The following is a 21,136-nucleotide window of genomic DNA, read 5'->3' on the forward strand; positions in this document are numbered from 1 at the left end:
GCGGCCCTTTGGGGCCGTTCAAATGGTTCGCTGTTCTATCGTAGGAGCATCATCACTCCCGTCATGCCCGGCCCTGCGCCGGGCATCCACGTTTTCGTGGCGCAGTCGTCCCCAAGACGTGGATGGCCCAAGACGTGGATGGCCGGGACGAGCCCGGCCATGACGATGAATGATGACGATGAATGATCACGGCATCGGTGTGAAATCGAACTCACGTCCGATGCTGAAAGTCTCTGCTTTTGAGCATCTTTTCCCGCAAAACCGGTTCCCGCTTCTGCGGTCGATGCCCTACGACTTCTTGGTCGTGACCGGTCGCATGAGGAAGGCCGGCACGTGGTCGCCCAGCCCCTTGACCGGCACATCGTCGTCGTCGCGACGCGAACGGCCCTGGTTCCCGCCCTGGCTTCCCCTGCCGGAGGAGCGTTCCCGCTCGGGGCGCTCCCTTTCGGCTCTTTCGGGACGCTCCCTCTCGGGACGCTCCCTCTCGGGGCGCGCCCTGCGCGCGGACTGCTCCTGGCGAGGAGCCGCCGCCCGCGCGGGCGCAGCCTCCTCTGCCGTCTCGTCGGCGTCGGTCCGCTGCCGGCCACCGGAGCGAACCTTGACCTTGCGGCCGCGGGAGCCGCGCTCTTCGCCACGGCCGCCGCGGCGGGAGGAGCCTTCGGAAGGCGGCAGTTCGGCGACGGTCGGGCCGTCCCATTCGATCGTGGTGGCGATCAGCTTTTCGATCGCGGCCAGGGACTTCTCGTCGCCCGGGCTGACGAGCGTGAACGCATGACCGGCGCGGCCGGCCCGGCCCGTGCGGCCGATGCGGTGGACGTAATCCTCGGCATGGTGGGGCACGTCGTAATTGAACACATGGCTCACGATGGGAATGTCGAGGCCGCGGGCCGCCACGTCGCTCGCCACCAGTATGGGCATCTCGCCGGTCCGGAAACTGTCGAGGGCCGCCATGCGGGCATGCTGATCCATGTCGCCGTGGAGGGCCACGGCCCCGAAGCCGTGCTTCTGCAGCGAGCGGTGAAGCACCGCCACGTCGCGCTTCCGGTTGCAGAAGACGATAGCGTTCTGCAGGTCGGTCGCGTTGCGGATCAGGCGGCGCAGGGTGTCGCGCTTCTCCCAATCCTGCCGGCCCGTCGCCACGAGGCGCTGGGTGATCGTCGCGGCCGCCGTGGCCGCGCGGGCGACCTCGACCTTGACCGGATTGTGCAGGAAGGCATCCGCGAGGCGTTGGATCTCGGGCGGCATGGTCGCCGAGAAGAACAGCGTCTGGCGCGTGAAGGGCACGAGCTTCACGATACGCTCGATATCCGGAATGAAGCCCATGTCGAGCATGCGGTCGGCTTCGTCGATGACGAGGAGCTCGACGCCGGTCAGCAGGAGCTTGCCGCGCTCGAAATGGTCGAGCAGGCGGCCGGGCGTGGCGATCAGGACGTCGACACCGCGGGTGATCTTTGCGTCCTGGTCCCCGAAGGACATGCCGCCGATCAGCAGAGCCACGGAAAGCTTGTGGTAGATGCCGTACTTGTCGAAATTGTCCTCGACCTGGGCGGCGAGCTCCCGGGTCGGCTCCAGGATCAGCGTCCGCGGCATGCGGGCCCGGGCGCGGCCATGCTCGAGCAGAGTGAGCATCGGCAATGTGAAGGCTGCCGTCTTGCCCGTGCCGGTCTGGGCGATGCCGAGAACGTCCTTGCGGGCGAGCACATGGGGAATGGCCTGGGCCTGAATCGGCGTCGGCTCCGTGTATCCGGCAGCGGCAACAGCCTGTTGAACTTTATCGCTAAGTCCGAGTTCGGCGAAGGACATGAATCTTTATACCGTTGGGGGCAGGATGCGCTGACAGTGCCGGCCGCGCTCTACGGCAACAAACAGGCGCGAGACTGGTTTCACCTGAGGTTCTTGCTCAAGTAAAAGGTGTGGCGGGACCATAGGACAAGCTATGAGCTTGTCAATACAAGCAAACTTGCAAGGGAGCGAAGAAATGGCCGAAACATTGGTTCTGATTCCGGGTTTGGCCTGCACGGGGCGCCTGTTCGACGCCCAGATCGCCGCCCTGTCCGGAAGCAGGAACGTTGTCGTCGCCGACCATACCCAAGATGATTCGGTTCCTGCAATAGCCGCGCGGCTCTTGAAGGATGCGCCCGAACGCTTCGCTCTCGCCGGCCTCTCCATGGGCGGATACGTGGCCATGGAGGTCATGCGCCAGGCCCCCGAACGGGTCGAGCGTCTCGCGCTTTTGGACACCAGCGCCCGGCCCGACACGCCCGAGGCGAGTCGGGATCGCGAGCAGCTCATCGTCCTGGCGCAGGCGGGTCGCTTCGAGGAGATCCATGCGAAGCTGTGGCCGCGCCTGGTGCATCCCGACCACAGGAACGACCGGGCCCTTCAGGCCACCGTGTTCGGAATGCTGCGCGATACCGGGGCGGAGGCTTATGCCAGGCAGCAGCACGCCATCATGAACCGGGCGGATTCCCGGCCGCTGCTGTCCGGCATCGAAATCCCGACCCTGGTTCTCGTCGGGGAGGGCGATGCCATCACGCCACCCGAGATCGCCCGCGAGATGGCCGACATGATCGAATGGGCCTCGCTCGCCATCGTGCCGAGGGCCGGGCACCTGTCCAGCCTGGAGCAGCCCGAGCGGGTCGCGCACGCCATGCGCATGTGGCTCGAAGAGGGCTGAGAGACCTCTGAGAGACCTGCAAGGAAAGTGCTCTTTTCCTACATGGTCAATGATTTCTTACCGCCTCGGGCGTCTGTGTCCCGGGCCATTCACCCATCGCCAGAACGTGAAATATCCCTGTTTCAGCAAAGGTTTGCGCCCGGGATGGGGCGTTCCGGCCGCGAGCGCTCGGCCGGGTGCGGATCCCGTCGCTGCGGCGGCGCATCCGGGTTCAGGCGCGCAGGTTCGCGAGCTTTGCCCACTGTTGCGCGAAAGTGACAGACGCCGAGCCTGCCCTCGATTAGAAGCGACGCCATAGCGTTCTTCCCGAATGGATAAATCAATGAAAAAGATTCTTCTCTCCTCGGTTGCCCTTCTCGGCCTCACCGCTGGCGCGATGGCCGCCGACCTTCCCTCCCGCCGCGCTCCGGCTCCGATCGTGGCTGCCGTTCCGGTCTTCACCTGGACCGGTTTCTACGTCGGTGTGAACGCCGGCGTCGGCTTCAACAACGGCAATGACGATGTCGTGTTCAATCCCACCACGACGATCTTCGCCGACAGCAACAACGACGCCAGCTTCGTGGGCGGCGCTCAGGCCGGCTACAACTACCAGATCGGCTCCTTCGTGGTCGGTGTGGAAGGCGACCTGCAGTGGGCCGATTTCGGCAGCACCACCTATGACTTCACCGGTGTCGGCGGCACGCTGATCACCCGTAATTCGGCCGATTGGTTCGGCACGGTGCGTGCTCGCGTCGGTGTCGCGTTCGACCGCGCCCTGATCTACGCCACCGGCGGCTGGGCCTTCACGGACAACCGCAACGGCTGGACGGTCGGCGGCGGCATCGAGTACGCCATCACCAACAACCTCTCGGCCAAGCTCGAAGGCCTGTACGTGAAACTCGACAGCGACGACTTCACGGTTCCGGGCGTGGTCGGCACGTTCAGCACCGGCGACACCGATTTCGGTGTGGTTCGCGCCGGCCTGAACTACCGCTTCGGCACCTACTAAGATCCGTCGCATCCGCGACAGAAAAGACCCGGGGAAACCCGGGCCTTTTTTTGTTTCAGGCGGCGATGACGCCCGTCGCCGGACGGCATCGCGGCGCGAGCGGCTTACTGGACGATGGTCACGACCTTGCGGGTCTTGGGGTCCACGAAGACCACGTCGTCGTTATAGACGAAATAGCTGTAGCCCTTCACGGACGGGATGTCGGACACGATGGTGTCGGGAACGGTCTGCAGCTCGACGGTGTCGGGAACCGTCGCGCCCACGGTCACCTTCTCCTTCACGGTCACGGGCTTCGCCGAGCCCAGACGCTCATGGATGATGGTGCGCTTTTCCGGCGCGATGGTGATGGAGCCGGTGGTCTCCGTGGTCGTCACGGCGGTCTGGGCGCTGGCCGGAACGGCGGCCAGAAGGCCGAAAGCGGCCGCAACTGCGATCATGGCGCTCTTCATGGTCTTCTCCTTCTTTTGGCGTTCGGAGTCGTCTTGAGGCGGGCTCAAGCATGCGGCCCGTCGATGGGCCGCTTCGGGCTGGGTAACTCCGAGGGGTGAGGAAGCGTTCCTGATTCGCGATCGCTTTTCCTATGGAACGCCAGGAATTCCTTTGCCGGAATTCCTTTGCCGACGGGAGAAAGCCTGGGACCGGGAGGCTACCGCAGGGCCGTGGCGATCGCGATGCCGATGAGCAGGATTCCGGCAAGGCGCCCGATCGTTGCGGTCGCGCGGGGGCTGGAGACCAGGAGTTCCCGACCGCGTCCCGCCGCCATGGCCAGCCCGCCATAGACCGCGAACTGTATCGCGACCGTCATGATTCCCATCACCAGGGCCTGCAGCCAGATCGGCCCGTAATGAGGCAGCAGGAACTGCGGGTAGACCGCGAGCACGAAGAGATAGGCTTTCGGATTGAGAAGGCATGTGACGGCGCCCTGGCGGAAGGCTACCCAGAGGGATCGCGTTTTCGCCGCTCCGACATCCCCGATGGCGATCGAGCTGCGCAGGAGCGTCAGGCCGATCCAGGTCATGTACGCCGCGCCGGCATAGAGCAGGGCGCTCAGGATCGTCGGCGACAGGCGCGAGATCAGCCCGACGCCGAGAGCGCCGAAGATCGTGTGCGCCGCCCCTCCCGTCATGATGCCCGCCGTCGCCGCGAGACCGGCCCTGCGCCCACCCGTCAGCGCATTGGCGAGGACGAAGAGCATGTCCATGCCCGGAACGACGATGATACCCAGAAGAAGCGTGAGAAAGAGCCCGAGATTCGCGCTATAAGTCATGTCAGTTGCCCTCAGCCGTGCCGATGATGGATCCGACATTTATCGTTGTTTATCAATCCTATGAGGGTCAAAGGTCGACATCTCAACTGACACCGTTGTGTCAGTTGAAAGGAAGGCCAGTTGCCGAAAGGAAGGCCAGATGCGGAAAGCCTCCCGGCTGTTCGAGATCATCCAGATCCTGCGGATCGCGGACGAGCCGGTGACGGCGGCGCGGATCGCCCGAACTCTGGGCGTGACGGCGCGGTCGATCTACCGGGATATCGGGGCGCTCCAGGCGATGAATGTTCCGATTCAAGGCGGGCGCGGCATCGGGTACATGCTGCGCGCCGGGTTCGATCTGCCGCCGCTGATGTTCTCCATCGAGGAAACGGAGGCCATCGTGCTGGCCCTCGCGCTCCTGGAGCGCACCGGCGACGCCGCCCTCGAACAATCGGCGAAAAGGATCAGCCAGAAGATCGCCGCAGCCGTTCCTCCGCCGCTTCGCCAGGCACTGGCCGCCAAGACCCTTCACGCCTGGGGAGCCGCCGTCCGGACGGGTTCGGGGGTCGACCTCGCGGTGGTGAGGGCCGCGATCCGGGACGAGAGGAAGCTCACGATCGCCTATCGCGACGAGCAGGGGCGGCGGACCGGGAGGACGATCCGCCCCATCGCGCTCATCTATTATCCGGAGGCCGCCAACATCGTCGCGTGGTGCGAATTGCGCCAGGATCTGCGCCATTTCCGCGCGGATCGCGTGGAGAGCGGTGCGCCGGTGGAGGCCTTCTTCAAGGGAGAAGGCGATGCGCTGAGGCGCCGATGGGTGTCCGGTTGGGCCGTCAACCGGAGCGTCGCGGAAACAGGGGGCGCATGATCCCGGAGCGGCGGGCGCAGCGCATGCGAGGATCATCGCGCCCACAAAAAAGCCGGAGCCCAGAGGGCTCCGGCAGGAAGGCTGCGGTAAAAAATGCAGCCGGGAGGAAACAGGTCCCGTCAGACGGAATAGTACATCTGGAACTCGACCGGGTGCGGGGTCATCTCGAAGCGGGCGACCTCGGTCATCTTCAGCTCGATATAGGCGTCGATGAAATCGTCGGTGAAGACGCCGCCGGCCTTGAGGAAGGCACGGTCCTTGTCGACGCTGGCGAGGGCTTCGCGCAGGGAGCCGCAGACCGTCGGGATCTTCTTGAGCTCCTTCGGGGGCAGGTCGTAGAGATCCTTGTCCATCGCCTGGCCGGGATCGATCTTGTTGAGGATGCCGTCGAGGCCCGCCATCATGATCGCGGTAAAGGCGAGATAGGGGTTGGCGGTCGGATCGGGGAAGCGGATCTCGACCCGCTTGGCCTTCGGAGAGGTCGTCCACGGAATGCGGCAGGACGCCGAGCGGTTGCGCGCCGAGTAGGCGAGCAGAACCGGAGCCTCATAACCCGGGACGAGTCGCTTGTAGGAGTTCGTCGACGGGTTGGTGAAGGCGTTGAGCGCCTTGGCGTGCTTGATGATGCCGCCGATGTACCACAGGCATTCCTGGCTCAGATCGGCATACTTGTTGCCGGCGAAGAGAGGCTTGCCGTCCTTCCAGAGGGACTGGTGCACGTGCATGCCCGAGCCGTTGTCGCCGTAGACCGGCTTCGGCATGAAGGTGGCCGTCTTGCCGTAGGACTGGGCGACGTTGTGGATGCAGTACTTGTAGATCTGCATCTCGTCGGCGGTGCGCACGAGCGTGTTGAACTTCGTGCCGAGTTCGTGCTGGGCGGAGGCCACCTCGTGGTGGTGCTTCTCGACCGTCACGCCCATGGACTTCATGGCGGCCAGCATTTCGCCGCGCATGTCCTGGGCCGAATCCAGCGGCGGAACCGGGAAGTAGCCGCCCTTGATCGGGATGCGGTGGCCGAGGTTGCCGCCTTCATAGGCCGTGTCGCCGTTGATCGGCAGCTCGGACGAATCGAGCTTGAAGCCGGTGTTGTAGGGGTCGGCCATGAACTTCACGTCGTCGAACACGAAGAACTCGGCCTCGGGGCCGACATAGACCGTGTCGGCGATGCCGGTGGAGCGAAGATAGGCCTCGGCCTTCTTGGCGATGCCGCGCGGATCGCGGTTATAGGGCTCGCCCGTGGCGGGCTCGAGAATATCGCAGTTGATCGACAGGGTGGAGGCCGAGAAGAACGGGTCCATCTGCGCCGTCGTCGGATCGGGCATGAGGGTCATGTCGGACTCGTTGATCGCCTTCCAGCCGGCGATGGAGGAGCCGTCGAACATGATGCCGTCGGCGAACAGGTCCTCGTCGACCATCGAGACGTCGAAGGTCACGTGCTGCCACTTGCCGCGCGGATCCGTGAAACGGAAATCGACGTACTTCACGTCGTTATCTTTGATCGCCTTGAGCACATCCTTGGCGGTCTGCATGGTGCTGGTCCTCTTCTGCCCTTAAGATAGTCCTCGGCCTTGAAGCCTCGGCTTGAGATGGCGCGTTTAGATCGCGTCGGATCCGGTCTCGCCCGTACGGATTCGGACGGCCTCTTCGACCGTCGACACGAAAATCTTTCCGTCTCCGATGCGCCCGGTCTGGGCCGCCTTGCGGATGGCCTCGATGGCGCTTTCGGCCATGTCGTCGTTCAGGACGATCTCGAGCTTCACCTTGGGCAGAAAGTCGACGACGTATTCCGCTCCGCGATACAGCTCGGTATGGCCCTTCTGACGGCCGAAACCCTTCGCCTCGATGACCGTGATGCCCTGGAGTCCGACTTCCTGGAGGGCTTCTTTGACTTCATCGAGCTTGAAAGGTTTGATGATGGCTTCGATTTTCTTCATCGGATAACCGTTTCGGTTCGGGACTTGCCGCTTTTAGCACCAGCACAGGGCGCCTTCCATGGATTCAACGATTCAAATCGGGCGCAATTGCATCTCCGGGGAGCAGTTGTTGCTCAAAGTTTGTGCATGTGCGGCTTTCGTCGGCAAAGGCTCTTCATCCGGTAATTTCGAGGGTCGGAATGCCTCCTGAACTCATCCTTACGCCCCCGGAAATGAAACAAGCGGATGCCCGGACCATCGAGTCGGGGATTTCGGGCATCGAGCTCATGCTGAGAGCGGGCCGTGCCGTCGCCCGCGCGGCGGCCGAGATGCTCACGAAAGAGGCGCGCGTGATCGTCGCCGCGGGCCCCGGCCAGAACGGCGGCGACGGCTTCGTCGTCGCGACGCGCCTGGCGGAGCAGGGCCATCGGGTCTCGCTCGGCCTGTTGGGGCGCGTCGAGCGGCTTTCGGGCGATGCGGCGCTGGCGGCAAAGGATTGGCCCGGAGATATCGAGCCGGTCGAGAACCTGCCGTTTTCCGAAGCCGACCTGATCGTCGATGCGCTGTTCGGCACGGGGCTTGCGCGGGATCTCGACGGCGCGGCCCATCTTGCGGTCGACCGCATGAACGCCTCCGGCAGACCCATTCTCGCCGTCGACCTGCCCTCGGGGCTGGACGGCGCGACCGGGCGGGTGCGGGGCATCGCGGTCCGGGCGGCCCGGACGGTGACCTTCGCGGCCCGCAAGCCCTGTCATCTCCTGATGCCGGGCCGGGCCTTCTGCGGGAGCGTGGAGGTGGCCGATATCGGGATTGCGCGGGCGACCCTGCAGGCGGTCGGCGGAAGGCTTTTCGCGAATGCTCCCGCGCTGTGGCTCCAAAAGCTGCCCCGGCCCGAGCTCGGCTCCCATAAATACGACCGCGGCCACACCCTCGTTCTCTCGGGCGGCGCGACGCGGACGGGCGCGGCGCGGCTGGCGGCCCGGGCGGCTTTGCGGATCGGCTCGGGCCTCGTCACGGTGGCTTCGCCGCCGGAGGCTCTCGGTGTCAACGCGGCCCATCTCACCGCCGTCATGCTGCGGGGCTGCGACGGTCCGGAGGGGCTCCATCACATCCTCCAGGACAGGCGGCTGAACGCCCTGGTGCTCGGGCCGGCCCTCGGGGTCCATTCCGGCACCCGCGCCATGGTGGCGGTGGCGGCCCAGGCCCGGCGCAGCCTCGTGCTGGATGCGGATGCGCTGACATCCTTCGAAGGGCTCGCCACGGAGCTTCATCAGGCCTTCCGCCACGCTCCGACGGTGCTCACGCCCCATGACGGCGAGTTCAGCCGGCTGTTCAAGGATCACCCGGATCTCCTTGATCCGGAATCGAAAATCGAGCGGGCGCGTCGCGCCGCCCTCTATACGGGCGCGGTCGTGGTGCTCAAGGGACCGGACACGGTCATCGCCGCGCCGGACGGGCGCGTCGCCGTCAACGAGAACGGCACGCCCTATCTCGGCACGGCCGGGTCGGGCGACACCTTGAGCGGGATCGTCGCGGGCCTCATGGCCCAGGGACTGCCCGCCTTCGAGGCCGCTTCGGCGGGCGTCTGGATCCACGCGGAGGCGGGCGCGAGCTTCGGGCCGGGACTGATCGCGGAGGATCTGGCCGACCTCATTCCGGCCGTCCTGCGCGGGCTTCTCAACTGACCTCGATCCAGGTCCACAGGCCCGCGTCGAACCGCTCCATGACCGTCGAGGCGAGCAGCCACTTGCCGGGATTGTCGGCCACGAAGGCGATCCGGACCGTCTTGTTCTCCGGGACCTGCACCGTGTCGAGCCAATAGGGCTCCCAGCCGTCGTCGAGCGGATGCAGAAGCCGGAACGCGTGCCCGTGCAGGTGCATGGGCTGGACGAAGCCGGTCTCGTTCCTGAGGGCCAGGACCACGGGCGAGCCGCGCTTGACGCTCAGGAGCGGCGGATTTCCGGCGTTCCCTACAGCCCCGTTGATCGTCCAAGGGGGGATCGACGTATCCTTCGGGATCCCCTCCATGATGACGTCCTTGCGCATGGCCGCCTGGAGCCTGATCGCATCCGGCAGCTTCGGATTCGGGGGCAGCGGCGCGATCGGGGGCAGGGCATCGCGCCCATCGCCTGACGCGACGATCTCCAGGAGCGGGAATCCGTTGCCGATCAGGGCGCTCACGGTCCCGGCAGAGCCGGTCTCCCGCGGCAGGTCGACGAGCAGGTCGTAACGGTTTCCGGGCGCGAAGGGCAGGGACGCCTTCAGGGGCTCGAAGGTGCTGGAGGGCTGTCCATCGACGGCGATCACGCAGGCGTTCAGTCCTTCGAGGCCGAGCCGCATGATCCGGGCGTTGCAGGCATTGGCGAGCCGGAGGCGGATGCGCCCGCCGGGCGCGGCCTCGATCCGCTGTGGAGCAGGTTTTCCATTGGCGGTCAGAACGCTGCCCAGCCGTCCCGCGGGAGCGGGTTCACCGAGGGCAAGACTCCCGTCATCCGCAAGGGCCCAATCGTCCACGAGCAGGGCGATATCCTGATCGACCTCAGGAGGGTTGGTTTCCTCGACGATCAGCAAGCCCGACAGGCCCCGTTCCATGGGCTCGGCGCTCTTGCCCGGAACGCAGGGGCGGATCAGGAACGTGCCGGGGTCGGGAGGAGTGAAGGAGTAGTCGAAGCGCTCGCCGGGAGCGACGGGCTTCTGGGTCAGGCCGCCGACCCCGTCCATGTCGTTCGGCCCCCGGACACCATGGCAATGCAGGGACAACGGGAGCGGTGTGTCATTCTCGAGGGACAGCCGCACCTCTGCGCCATGCTTGATCCTGAAGGCAGGCGCCAATCTGCCGTCGAAGGTCCAGAGGTCGGCCTCCCGGGACGCGTCGGGCAGCAGGCGCATCGACCGAGGCTTGGCGGTGACGTTCCAGCCGAGGCCGTTGCCCTTCAGGCTCTCGATCGCCGGAGAGGACTGCGAGCCTTGGGTCCATCCTTGGGGCGTTCCTTGAGCCGCCGCCCGCCTGGTCAGCCCGAGCAGGGTTGCGGCGAGGCCCCCGATGGCGGCGCGGCGGGTGATCATGCAAGAGGGCTCACGATAGGGGGCGGGAGGTTACAGAGTACCTTCTTCAACGAAAATGGCCAAGTTTGGTTGCTTTGCGCTTGCGCGCGAAGTTTTTTAATGCATGCCTCTCCAAGCATGGTATAGAGCCGCGTCCCGGAAGAGGGGCGCGTATATCGTGCTACTCCCATGCGGGCGTGGCGGAACTGGTAGACGCACTGGATTTAGGTTCCAGCGACGCAAGTCGTGGGGGTTCGACTCCCTCCGCCCGCACCAATCATCGGGATTGGGTCCGGAGGCTCCTGGCACCTGGTTGACGACAGCGACTGTCGCATCGGCCGGAGCCAGATATCAATTTTTCGAGTGAATGAAGGCGAATAGAACTATGCAGGTGACGGAAACACTGTCCCAAGGCTTGAAGCGAGAGTTCAAGGTCGTGCTCCCGGCCACCGAGTTGGAGCAGCGCCTGAACAGCGAGCTGGACAACATCAAGGATCGCGTGCGGCTCAACGGCTTCCGCCCCGGCAAGGTGCCGGTCGCCCACCTGCGCAAGGTCTATGGCCGCTCCGTGATGTCCGACGTTCTCCAGAACGCCGTCAACGAGGCCAACCGCAAGATCGTCGAGGACAACGGCCTGAAGCTCGCCCACGAGCCGCAGATCCAGTTTCCCGAGGACAAGGACACGATCGAGAAGGCCATGGACGCCAAGGGCGATCTCGCCTTCACGGTCGCCCTCGAAGTCCTGCCGGAATTCGAGCTGGCCGATCTGTCGGACGTGAGCGTCAAGAAGCCGGTGGTCGAGGTTTCCGAGACGGAAATCAACGAGTCGCTCGAGCGCATGGCCAAGCAGAACCGCTCCTTCGAGAAGAAGGAAGGCGCGGCCGCCGACGGCGACCGTGTCCTGGTGGACTTCGTGGGCCGAATCGACGGCACCGAGTTCGAAGGCGGCAACGGCCAGGACATCCGTGTGGAGCTGGGCTCCAACACCTTCATCCCGGGCTTCGAGGAGCAGCTCATCGGCCTGAAGGACGGCGACACCAAGCTCGTGAAGGTCAAGTTCCCCGAGAACTACCTGGCCGCTCACCTGGCCGGCAAGGATGCCGAGTTCGACGTGACCGTGAAGGAAGTCGAGGCTCCCGGCGAGCTGAAGATCGACGACGAGATGGCCAAGGGCTTCGGCATGGAGTCCCTGGACAAGCTCAAGGAAGCGATCAGCGACGCCATCAAGCGCGATTTCGACGCCCAGTCCCGCCGCAAGGTGAAGAAGGAGCTTCTGGACGCTCTCGACGCCAAGTACAGCTTCGAGCTGCCCCCGTCCCTGGTCGAGCAGGAATTCGCCGCCGTATGGTCGCAGGTCGAGGCCGACATGAAGTCGAATGGCCGCACCTTCGCCGACGAGGACACGACGGAAGAGCAGGCGAAGGCCGATTACCGCAAGATCGCCGAGCGTCGCGTGCGCCTCGGGTTGGTCCTTGCGCAGATCGGTGAGAAGTCCGATATCAAGATTTCCGACGACGAGGTGACTCAGGCCCTCATCGAGCGGGTCCGCCAGTATCCCGGCCAGGAGCGGCAGGTCTGGGAGTTCTACCAGAAGAACCCGCAGGCCCTCGCTGAAATCCGGGCTCCTCTGTTCGAGGAGAAAGTCGTCGACCAGATCCTGTCGCAGGTGAAGGTGAACGAGGAGACGGTTTCCAAGGAAGCCCTCTTCAGCGACGATGAGGCCGAAGGGTCCGATTCCGAGCCGAAGGGTAAGGGCGGTCAGAAAGCCAGCAAGGGCGAGTAACGCTTCATCTCGAGCGTCTCGCAGCTTGCATCAATCAGACGGCCGCGCATCCCGCGCGGCCGCTTTGGAGCAGTGAGACATGAGAGATCCGGTAGCGCTCTATAACAACACGCTCGTTCCCATGGTGGTCGAGCAGTCGAACCGCGGCGAGCGCGCCTTCGACATCTATTCGCGCCTCCTGCGCGAACGGATTATCTTCCTGACGGGTCCGGTCGAAGACTATTCGGCGTCGCTCATCGTGGCGCAGTTGCTGTTCCTCGAAGCCGAGAACCCGAAGAAGGAAATTTCCTTCTACATCAACTCCCCTGGCGGCGTCGTGACCTCGGGCCTGTCGATCTACGACACGATGCAGTTCATCCGCTGCCCGGTTTCGACCCTGTGCGTCGGTCAGGCCGCCTCGATGGGCTCGCTCCTGCTGACCGCCGGCGAGAAGGGCATGCGCTTCGCGCTCCCCAATGCCCGGATCATGGTCCACCAGCCGTCCGGCGGCTATCAGGGGCAGGTCACCGACATCATGATCCACGCCCGCGAGAGCGAAGCCCTCAAGCGCCGGCTCAATGAGATCTACGTGAACCATACGAGCCGGAACTACGAGGAAATCGAGCGCGCGCTCGAGCGCGACAACTTCATGACCGCCGAGGCAGCCCGGGAATTCGGCCTGATCGACCAGGTCATCGAGAAGCGCCCCGAGCCGGCGGCAACCCCGACCTAATCCTTAAAACCTGGGGAAAAATTCTCCCCAGGTGCGTCTTTTTAACCTGTAATCCCGTTTCTGTTGATCGCGCGCCCGGCCCGTGATTGCATGTGGATTCGGGAGGGAGGCGATTTGACGTGAAAATCCTCAGCGTCGGAACCTTTCATTAGCTCCGGCGCTCATAACTTACAGGGTGCAGGGTCGGCACAGGGCCGTCCCGGCACGAATTGGAGATGTGATAATGACCAAGGCTGGCGGCAACGACTCCAAGAGTACGCTGTACTGCTCCTTCTGCGGCAAGAGCCAGCACGAGGTTCGCAAGCTGATCGCTGGCCCGACGGTTTTCATCTGCGATGAATGCGTCGAGCTCTGCATGGACATCATCCGCGAGGAGTCGAAATCGTCTCTCGTGAAGTCCCGGGATGGCGTTCCCACCCCGAAGGAAATCAGCCGCGTTCTGGACGACTACGTGATCGGCCAGGAGCACGCCAAGAAGGTGCTCTCGGTGGCGGTCCACAACCATTACAAGCGCCTGGCCCACGCCACGAAGCACAACGACGTGGAGCTGGCGAAGTCCAACATCCTGCTGATCGGTCCGACCGGCTCGGGCAAGACGCTGCTCGCGCAGACGCTCGCCCGGATCCTGGACGTGCCCTTCACCATGGCCGACGCCACGACCCTTACGGAAGCCGGCTATGTGGGCGAGGACGTCGAGAACATCATTCTCAAGCTGCTCCAGGCCTCCGACTACAATGTCGAGCGGGCGCAGCGCGGCATCGTCTATATCGACGAGATCGACAAGATCTCCCGCAAGTCCGACAACCCGTCGATCACCCGCGACGTGTCGGGCGAGGGCGTGCAGCAGGCCCTTCTGAAGATCATGGAGGGCACCGTGGCCTCCGTGCCCCCGCAGGGCGGCCGCAAGCATCCGCAGCAGGAATTCCTGCAGGTGGACACGACCAACATCCTGTTCATCTGCGGCGGCGCCTTCGCGGGCCTCGAGCGGATCATCGCCGGCCGCGGCAAGGGCACGTCCATCGGCTTCGGCGCCTCGGTGAGCGCGCCGGACGACCGCCGGACGGGCGAGATCTTCCGCGAGGTCGAGCCCGAGGATCTCCTGAAATTCGGTCTCATCCCCGAGTTCGTCGGCCGTCTTCCGGTCCTGGCGACCCTCGAGGATCTCGACGAGGAGGCCCTGAAGAAGATCCTGCAGGAGCCGAAGAACGCGCTGGTGAAGCAGTATCAGCGTCTCTTCGAGATGGAGAACGTGCAGCTGACCTTCCAGGAGGAGGCCATGTCCCTCATCGCCCGCAAGGCGATCGAGCGGAAGACGGGCGCCCGCGGCCTGCGCTCCATCATGGAGGGCATCCTGCTGGAGACCATGTACGACCTCCCCGGTCTCGACTCGGTCGAGCAGGTGGTCATCGGCCCGGAAGTGGTGGAGGGCAAGGCCAAGCCGCTCTTCATTCACGGCGACCGGGTCGAGCAGACCAGCGCGAGCGCCTGAGGCGCTTTCGGGGACTTCCATGAACGACGGCGTTGCGGGCACGGTTCTTGAAACATTGCATCCGCAACGCCACATAATTTCTTGCGCGGTGGTCGTCCGCTCATCCCCGAGGGGTGGCCCCGCGTACCGGATGCAGCCCATAACAAAAGCCTGAGCATTCCGGTATCCCGTCCGAGAACCAGCTTATTCCAAGGGGCGCTCCGGACGCAGACATAAGGATGTTGTCTCATGACACAGTCGAAGCCTCGTCAGCCTGTCATCCCGGGCTCGACCGGAACCTATGCGGTTCTGCCTCTGCGCGATATCGTCGTCTTCCCGCATATGATCGTGCCGCTCTTCGTCGGCCGCGAGAAGTCGATCCGTGCGCTCGAGGAGGTGGTCAAGAACGACCGTCACATCCTGCTGGCGACGCAGATCGATGCGACGGACGACGATCCTGCTGCGGATGCGATCTACAAGGTCGGCACCCTGGCCAACGTGCTTCAGCTCCTGAAGCTGCCCGACGGCACCGTGAAGGTGCTGGTCGAAGGCGCGAGCCGCGCCCAGGTGAAGGCCTATACCCGCACGGAAGAATTCTACGAGGCCGAAGCCGAAGTGCTTCCGGACTCCCTCGGCGACCAGATCGAGGCCGAGGCCCTGGCCCGCTCGGTGGTGGCCGAGTTCGAGAACTATGTGAAGCTCAACAAGAAGGTCTCGCCGGAGGTCGTCTCCGCCGTGACCCAGATCGACGAGCCCGCGAAGCTCGCCGACACCATCGCTTCGCACCTCGCCATCAAGATCGCCGACAAGCAGGCGATCCTGGAGACGCCGACCGTCGCCCAGCGCCTGGAGAAGGTGCTCGGCATGATGGAGAGCGAGATCTCCGTGCTGCAGGTCGAGAAGCGCATCCGGACCCGCGTGAAGCGGCAGATGGAGAAGACCCAGCGCGAGTACTACCTCAACGAGCAGATGAAGGCGATCCAGAAGGAGCTCGGCGACGACGAAGGTCGCGACGAGCTGGCCGAGCTCGAGGAGAAGATCGAGAAGACCAAGTTCACGAAGGAAGCCCGCGAAAAGGCGATGGGCGAGCTGAAGAAGCTGCGCCAGATGTCGCCCATGTCCGCGGAAGCGACCGTCGTGCGCAACTATCTCGACTGGCTGCTCGGCATTCCGTGGGGCCGCCGCTCGAAGATGAAGAAGGATCTGAAGGCCGCCCAGGATACCCTGGACTCCGATCACTACGGCCTCGACAAGGTCAAGGAGCGGATCGTCGAGTACCTGGCCGTGCAGCAGCGCGCCAACAAGCTCACGGGCCCGATCCTCTGCCTCGTCGGACCTCCCGGCGTCGGCAAGACCTCCCTCGGCAAGTCGATCGCCAAGGCGACGGGCCGCGAGTTCGTGCGCATGTCGCTCGGCGGCGTCCGGGACGAGTCGGAGATCCGCGGCCACCGTCGGACCTATATTGGCTCGATGCCCGGCAAGATCATCCAGTCGATGCGCAAGGCCAAGACCTCGAACCCGCTCATCCTGCTCGACGAGATCGACAAGATGGGCATGGACTTCCGCGGCGATCCGTCGGCGGCTCTCCTGGAGGTTCTCGACCCTGAGCAGAACAACTCGTTCAACGACCATTACCTGGAGGTCGATTACGATCTCTCCAACGTGATGTTCGTCACGACGGCCAACACGCTCAACATTCCCGGCCCGCTTCTCGACCGTATGGAAGTGATCCGCATCGCGGGTTACACAGAGGAGGAGAAGGCCGAGATCGCCCGTACGCACCTGATCCCCTCGTCCACGCAGAAACATGGCCTGCAGGCGAAGGAGTGGAAGATCGGCGACGATGCTCTGCTCATGCTGATCCGCCGCTACACCCGCGAGGCGGGCGTGCGTAACCTCGAGCGCGAGATCAACAATCTCGTCCGCAAGGCGGTGAAGGAGATTCTTCTCTCCAAGGTGCCGTCCGTCGAGGTCACCACGGCCAACCTGCCGGACTTCCTCGGTCCCCCGCGCTATCGCTACGGCGAGGCCGAGACGGAGGATTCGGTCGGCACGGTCACGGGTCTCGCCTGGACAGAGGTGGGGGGCGAATTGCTCACCATCGAAGGCATCGGCATGCCGGGCAAGGGCAAGATGACCGTCACGGGCAACCTGCGCGACGTGATGAAGGAATCGATCTCGGCGGCGGCCTCCTATGTCCGCTCCCGCGCGGTTGCCTTCGGGGTCGAGCCGCCGCTGTTCGACCGCCGCGACATCCACGTGCACGTGCCGGAAGGCGCGACGCCGAAGGATGGTCCGTCCGCCGGCATCGCCATGGCGACGGCGATCGTCTCCGTCGTGACCGGGATCCCGGTGCGCCGCGACATCGCCATGACGGGCGAGGTCACGCTGCGGGGCAGGGTGCTGCCCATCGGCGGGTTGAAGGAGAAACTCCTCGCGGCTCTGCGCGGCGGCATCAAGAAGGTCTTGATCCCCGAGGAGAACGCCAAGGACCTGGTCGACATCCCGGCGAGCGTGAAGAACGGCCTCGAGATCGTGCCGGTCTCCACCATGGATCAGGTGCTCCAGCATGCCCTCCTGCGCATGCCCGAGCCGATCGAATGGGACGAGGCTTCGGTGCTCAAGGGTCCGAAGCCCGCCGTCGAGGAGGACGGAGCAGGCGTCGTTGCCCATTAAGCAGCCGACGTAACGTCACGTGAAATCAGGCCCCCGGATGACGAATTCGGGGGCCTTTTTTGGTGCGAAACGACAGAAAACGGCGCATTTCCGGCACTTTAGGGCTTGCCTACGGACTAGCTTTGCGCCACACGAGTGCTCCCTGAAGCGGTGATACTTCATAACCTGCGATCGCCGCGATCACTGGAGGATATGATATGAACAAAGGCGAGCTCGTTGCTGCCGTCGCCGACAAGGTCGGTCTTACTCGTGGCCAGGCTGGTGAGGCGATCGACGCCGCCATCGAGGCGATCACGGGCGCTCTGAAGCAGGGCGACGAAGTGAAGATCGTCGGCTTCGGCACGTTCGTGGTGACCAACCGCGCGGCCGGTGAGGCCCGCAACCCGCGCACCGGCGAGAAGGTGGCGGTTCCGGCGTCGAAGACCCCGAAGTTCCGCGCCGGCGCGGGCCTGAAGGACGCCGTCAACACGAAGTAAGCGCATTTAGCGCCGCTTTCACCTGCACAGAAGGCCAACGGCGCTTGCGTTGTTGGCCTTCTCTTTTTATGTCAGAGGCATCGGGGCTGGAAACATTCGCAGCTTCTGGTATGACGCATGCTCCTTCGGTGACCGATTCCGAAGGTCAGGCGAAGGGCGGTTAGCTCAGCTGGTAGAGCATCGGTTTTACACACCGCAGGTCGGGGGTTCGATCCCCTCACCGCCCACCATCTCCCCTTGTCGCGTCATGCGGAAATCATCGCATCGCAGCCCTCCTCGGCGGGACTGTCGAGGTGTTTTGCTGATCTCCTGCCCCTCCATTTCCATTCTGGTTGTGCCTCGTGCATCGTGAGCGCACCCGTCGCGCGATCTCATGTCCCGAGCGTATGATCGGGTTCCGATCCGCAAGCGCGTGAGGAATTCCGGAGCATTGCCGGAGAAGGAGAGGGCAGAGTGGGGTTGAGGTGGAACGCCGCACCCTGCAACAAGCCCATGGGGCAATCGTTAAAGCTCATTCCTCCCGAGACCGCTCCTGTGACTAGCCCGCTCCACGACGTGTGGAGCGGGCCTTTTCGTTGTGCATGGTCGGACATTGCCGGAAGCACGGGAATGAAACGCAAGGGACGATTCGGAAACAGACGCTTCGGGAAGGGACGCTTCGGGAAGGGACGCTTCGGGAAGGGACGCTCCGGGAAGGGACGCCTCGGGAAGCGACGATCCGGACCCGCGCCCTGAGACACACGGCTCGTTTCCCTTACCGTCAAGATGCACTAGACTCACCGCCAGCTGATGGTCTTCAGCGACAGCCGGACAGGCAGGTTTTACATGAATTGGGATCTTGAACTGCTGATGCTCGATGGCGCGCTCGGCGGCACATTGGTCGGCAGCCTCTTCGAACTCGGCGAGGCTTATTTCGATCTTCCGGGCGGTGTCGAGCCCCCGATGCACTTCATGGCGGAGATCGCGGCCGTCAGCGTTGCCGGGGCAGTCCTTTGCGCTCTCGTGGCGACCTGCCTGAAACGCCTCAAGCCGGGATCCTGAGTCCGCGCCATGTCGCGCGTTTCGTCGGTCCGGCACGAGCAGGATCGTCGCGGGATCGATGCCAAGACGATCGGCCGGTAAGGCGCATGATCGCCGCAATCGGTGAGAGGCGATCGTCCGCCGCGAACGATCGTCCCGCATATCGGCCGGGATGATGGGAAAGGCATTATGCTTGGCTGCACTTCGCGGCCTGAAGGGCGAGGCGAAGGTTGACGACCTGAGCGACAGGCTCATCCATGGCGTCGGCGATGGCCGATTGAACCGCCGCATAGTCGCGGGCCTCCCGAGACCACAGGGCCAACCGCCGCTCACGACCCCCGAGCATGCCGGCCCAACGGGTGCGGGCGATCGCTTCGCATGCGGCGGTCAGGGCGTGGCTGGTGTTGGCGCTCTTGCAGGGGCCATGGCGGAGTTTCTCGGCATCGTAGGAGGCGATGAGGACGAGGAATTGCTCCTGGTTTCGCTTCAGGTCCATGTGGCTCGTCCTTCATTGGATGAACCGAAGGCTAAGTAGGTTAAATCCGACAGTCAAGACGAAAGTCGGATGAGCTCGAGGGGGATTTCCGACGACGCGCGGCCTCCTGTGGAAAACCGCATCCGACTCGACTCTCCGACAAGCCTTCGGCAACATGAGAACATAAAGAGAACGGGGTGTGCTATGGAAGTGAGGCGCTATGTGAGTGAGCTGCGGCAGGCGCGGGCGCTGGACATCCTGTGCGAGGATTGCGGGAGCGCGCGGCGCTTCCCGAGGCGCTACCTTCTGGAGCTGGATATGGGAGGCTTCACGAGCTTCCAGCAGCTCGCCGCCAGGCTCGTCTGCAAGCACTGCCGGGAGCGGAAAGGGCAGGGGCGCAATGTCACTCTGAGGCCCCGCTGGCTCTCCCATCTGCGGATGACGGGCCGGCATCAGGCGACAAAAAACCCCGGCGTTTAGCCAGGGTTTTTCGGACAAACTGACAATATCAAGGATGCTCGGAGCTTGTCATTGCTCGATGAGCACCCTGCCTAGCAAGCTAGGTCTTAATGCCCGACGACCGGGATACCTACATTAAATAACCTGTTCACCATGGCAGGCTGTGCTTGGGCTCTGTTGTGCTGATCGGCACTACTGCCGCGATGCCCGAACGATAAGGCAGGCGGCGGGATACGACAATCACAGGGCGAGGCTTGATCATTTCGGGCTCTTTGAACCCAGAGAAGTCGCACATGACGACTTGTCCGGCTCTGGGGTGAAATGGAAGCGTCACGGTTTAGTTAGACCCCCAAGAGCTCATCGTACGGAATGACCCGGTGAAGGCTCTTCACGTCCTGGAGGTCGAATTCCAGCTCCTTGGGCGGGTTGAACTGGGACACGATCAGCTTGGTGGAGGTCTTGCGCACCAGGCGCTTGATGAAGCCCTTGCCCGGGTCGCCATGGTCGGAGCCGTGGAGCTCGACCACGACGTAATCCGTGGGCCGGGGCGTCCGGTGCGGGTCCACGTAGAGCCGCTCGCCCTCCTCGAATCGGGGCGCCATGCTGTCGTTGCGGACATAGAGCACATAGACGTCCTTGCGGCTGGCGATGCCCGGCGGCCGCGGCGCGTAGTCGATCGTCTCCCCGTTGAAGCGGAAATCCCCGTCATCGTTGCCACCGCCGACCGCCGTGCCGTAGACCGGGACGCTTCTTGGCCCGCCGAAGCCCCGGAAGCTCGGGACATCCTCCGCCCGGGCGAGGTCCGTGTTGGGTTCCGGGGGCAGGGGCCGTAGAGGCGGCTCCTCGAAGTGCCGAAGAGCCGGCTCCTCGAAGTGCTGATACGTCTTCCCCTCGACGAGCGCCATGGGCCCGGATTTCGGATCTCGGGCGATGATGTCGGCCCCGGCGCGCGAGGGGTCGTTCGTTCGGGCCGTCAGGTACTCGATAGTGGTCTCGAGGGCGGCTGCCAGTTGCTCCAGCTTATCCGCTCGGACCGACTTCTTTTTCCCCTCGGTGATGTCGCGAATGTAATTGCGCTCGAGCTTCGCCGATGTGGCGGCCTCGACCGGCCCCTTGTTGATCGCGGCGAGACGGGCGGCAACCCGCTTCTGGAGTTCTTCCATCATATCGGATTTATCCGATGAGTCGGCCCGGAATGCGAGCCTGTTGTTTCCGATTGACGGAGTCGGATTAAACCTACTATGATGCTCTTCATGGAACCTGAGCTTCGTCATCACCTGGAAGGCTGTGCCCCGTCGTCTTCCTTCGCACGCGGGATTTCGATCCC

The 21,136-nt window shown here is 64.1% G+C and carries 20 protein-coding genes and 2 tRNA genes; 13 read left to right on the forward strand and 9 right to left on the reverse strand.

Going from position 1 to position 21,136, the window contains the following annotated elements; all coding sequences use genetic code 11:
- Positions 1-288: 288 nt before the first annotated feature.
- Entirely contained in the window at positions 289-1,803 is a 1,515-nt protein-coding gene (locus RE429_RS10355; protein WP_414470703.1) for a DEAD/DEAH box helicase, read from the reverse strand.
- Positions 1,804-1,978: 175 nt separating this feature from the next.
- On the opposite strand from RE429_RS10355, the gene RE429_RS10360 reads away from it, so the two are divergent.
- On the forward strand, positions 1,979-2,677 hold the full coding sequence (locus RE429_RS10360; protein WP_414470704.1) for an alpha/beta fold hydrolase: 699 nt from the start codon (positions 1,979-1,981) through the stop codon (positions 2,675-2,677).
- 322 nt (positions 2,678-2,999) lie between these two features.
- Positions 3,000-3,665 (forward strand): outer membrane protein, encoded by a 666-nt coding sequence (locus RE429_RS10365; protein ID WP_414470705.1) that lies wholly within the window; start codon positions 3,000-3,002, stop codon positions 3,663-3,665.
- A gap of 104 nt (positions 3,666-3,769) precedes the next feature.
- Here the strand turns inward: RE429_RS10365 and RE429_RS10370 are convergent, their stop codons facing one another.
- Both RE429_RS10370 and RE429_RS10375 read right to left on the reverse strand, forming a co-directional pair.
- Complete coding sequence (locus RE429_RS10370) at positions 3,770-4,114, reverse strand: DUF1236 domain-containing protein (protein ID WP_414470706.1); 345 nt, start codon at positions 4,112-4,114, stop codon at positions 3,770-3,772.
- A gap of 197 nt (positions 4,115-4,311) precedes the next feature.
- Positions 4,312-4,932 (reverse strand): LysE family translocator, encoded by a 621-nt coding sequence (locus RE429_RS10375; protein ID WP_414470707.1) that lies wholly within the window; start codon positions 4,930-4,932, stop codon positions 4,312-4,314.
- Positions 4,933-5,071: 139 nt separating this feature from the next.
- On the opposite strand from RE429_RS10375, the gene RE429_RS10380 reads away from it, so the two are divergent.
- Positions 5,072-5,782: a helix-turn-helix transcriptional regulator gene (locus RE429_RS10380; RefSeq protein ID WP_414470708.1), complete on the forward strand. Its 711-nt coding sequence runs from the start codon at positions 5,072-5,074 to the stop codon at positions 5,780-5,782.
- Positions 5,783-5,901: 119 nt separating this feature from the next.
- On the opposite strand, the gene glnA is transcribed toward RE429_RS10380, so the two are convergent.
- Both glnA and RE429_RS10390 read right to left on the reverse strand, forming a co-directional pair.
- Positions 5,902-7,311 (reverse strand): type I glutamate--ammonia ligase, encoded by a 1,410-nt coding sequence (gene glnA / locus RE429_RS10385; protein ID WP_414470709.1) that lies wholly within the window; start codon positions 7,309-7,311, stop codon positions 5,902-5,904.
- A 66-nt stretch (positions 7,312-7,377) separates the two neighbouring features.
- A complete protein-coding gene (locus RE429_RS10390; RefSeq protein WP_009490961.1) occupies positions 7,378-7,716 on the reverse strand; it encodes a P-II family nitrogen regulator in 339 nt (112 codons plus the stop codon).
- Positions 7,717-7,895: 179 nt separating this feature from the next.
- On the opposite strand from RE429_RS10390, the gene RE429_RS10395 reads away from it, so the two are divergent.
- A complete protein-coding gene (locus RE429_RS10395) occupies positions 7,896-9,380 on the forward strand; it encodes an NAD(P)H-hydrate dehydratase (RefSeq protein WP_414470710.1) in 1,485 nt (494 codons plus the stop codon).
- Here the strand turns inward: RE429_RS10395 and RE429_RS10400 are convergent.
- Positions 9,373-10,761, reverse strand: a complete 1,389-nt coding sequence (locus RE429_RS10400) for a multicopper oxidase family protein (RefSeq protein WP_414470711.1) — start codon at positions 10,759-10,761, stop codon at positions 9,373-9,375. The genes RE429_RS10395 and RE429_RS10400 overlap by 8 nt on opposite strands.
- 170 nt (positions 10,762-10,931) lie before the next feature.
- On the opposite strand from RE429_RS10400, the gene RE429_RS10405 reads away from it, so the two are divergent.
- From RE429_RS10405 to RE429_RS10440, 8 genes are all read left to right on the forward strand, one after another.
- Positions 10,932-11,016, forward strand: a tRNA-Leu gene (locus RE429_RS10405).
- A gap of 109 nt (positions 11,017-11,125) precedes the next feature.
- The gene (gene tig, locus RE429_RS10410) at positions 11,126-12,523 is read left to right on the forward strand and encodes a trigger factor (protein WP_414470712.1); all 1,398 of its coding nucleotides are present in this window, start codon (positions 11,126-11,128) and stop codon (positions 12,521-12,523) included.
- A 79-nt stretch (positions 12,524-12,602) separates the two neighbouring features.
- Entirely contained in the window at positions 12,603-13,235 is a 633-nt protein-coding gene (locus tag RE429_RS10415; protein WP_370437693.1) for an ATP-dependent Clp protease proteolytic subunit, read from the forward strand.
- Positions 13,236-13,458: 223 nt separating this feature from the next.
- Positions 13,459-14,724: an ATP-dependent Clp protease ATP-binding subunit ClpX gene (gene clpX / locus RE429_RS10420; RefSeq protein ID WP_414470713.1), complete on the forward strand. Its 1,266-nt coding sequence runs from the start codon at positions 13,459-13,461 to the stop codon at positions 14,722-14,724.
- A gap of 228 nt (positions 14,725-14,952) precedes the next feature.
- Positions 14,953-17,379, forward strand: coding sequence for an endopeptidase La (gene lon, locus RE429_RS10425; protein ID WP_414470714.1), 2,427 nt, complete (start codon positions 14,953-14,955; stop codon positions 17,377-17,379).
- 197 nt (positions 17,380-17,576) lie between these two features.
- Positions 17,577-17,855, forward strand: coding sequence for an HU family DNA-binding protein (locus RE429_RS10430; RefSeq protein ID WP_414470715.1), 279 nt, complete (start codon positions 17,577-17,579; stop codon positions 17,853-17,855).
- Positions 17,856-18,009: 154 nt separating this feature from the next.
- Positions 18,010-18,085: transfer RNA gene (locus RE429_RS10435), tRNA-Val, on the forward strand.
- Positions 18,086-18,680: 595 nt separating this feature from the next.
- A complete protein-coding gene (locus RE429_RS10440) occupies positions 18,681-18,896 on the forward strand; it encodes a hypothetical protein (RefSeq protein ID WP_414470716.1) in 216 nt (71 codons plus the stop codon).
- A 166-nt stretch (positions 18,897-19,062) separates the two neighbouring features.
- On the opposite strand, the gene RE429_RS10445 is transcribed toward RE429_RS10440, so the two are convergent.
- A complete protein-coding gene (locus tag RE429_RS10445) occupies positions 19,063-19,371 on the reverse strand; it encodes a hypothetical protein (protein WP_414470717.1) in 309 nt (102 codons plus the stop codon).
- Positions 19,372-19,572: 201 nt separating this feature from the next.
- Between RE429_RS10445 and RE429_RS10450 the strand changes: the two genes are divergently transcribed.
- Positions 19,573-19,830: a hypothetical protein gene (locus RE429_RS10450; RefSeq protein WP_414470718.1), complete on the forward strand. Its 258-nt coding sequence runs from the start codon at positions 19,573-19,575 to the stop codon at positions 19,828-19,830.
- Between the two features lie 127 nt (positions 19,831-19,957).
- Here the strand turns inward: RE429_RS10450 and RE429_RS10455 are convergent, their stop codons facing one another.
- Together RE429_RS10455 and RE429_RS10460 are read right to left on the reverse strand one after the other, a co-directional pair.
- On the reverse strand, positions 19,958-20,104 hold the full coding sequence (locus RE429_RS10455; RefSeq protein ID WP_414470719.1) for a type II toxin-antitoxin system PemK/MazF family toxin: 147 nt from the start codon (positions 20,102-20,104) through the stop codon (positions 19,958-19,960).
- 46 nt (positions 20,105-20,150) lie between these two features.
- Positions 20,151-20,975, reverse strand: coding sequence for a S24 family peptidase (locus tag RE429_RS10460; protein WP_414470720.1), 825 nt, complete (start codon positions 20,973-20,975; stop codon positions 20,151-20,153).
- Between the last annotated feature and the right edge of the window lie 161 nt (positions 20,976-21,136).

It is taken from the genome of Microvirga sp. M2, from assembly GCF_047497095.1.
Classification (GTDB): domain Bacteria; phylum Pseudomonadota; class Alphaproteobacteria; order Rhizobiales; family Beijerinckiaceae; genus Microvirga.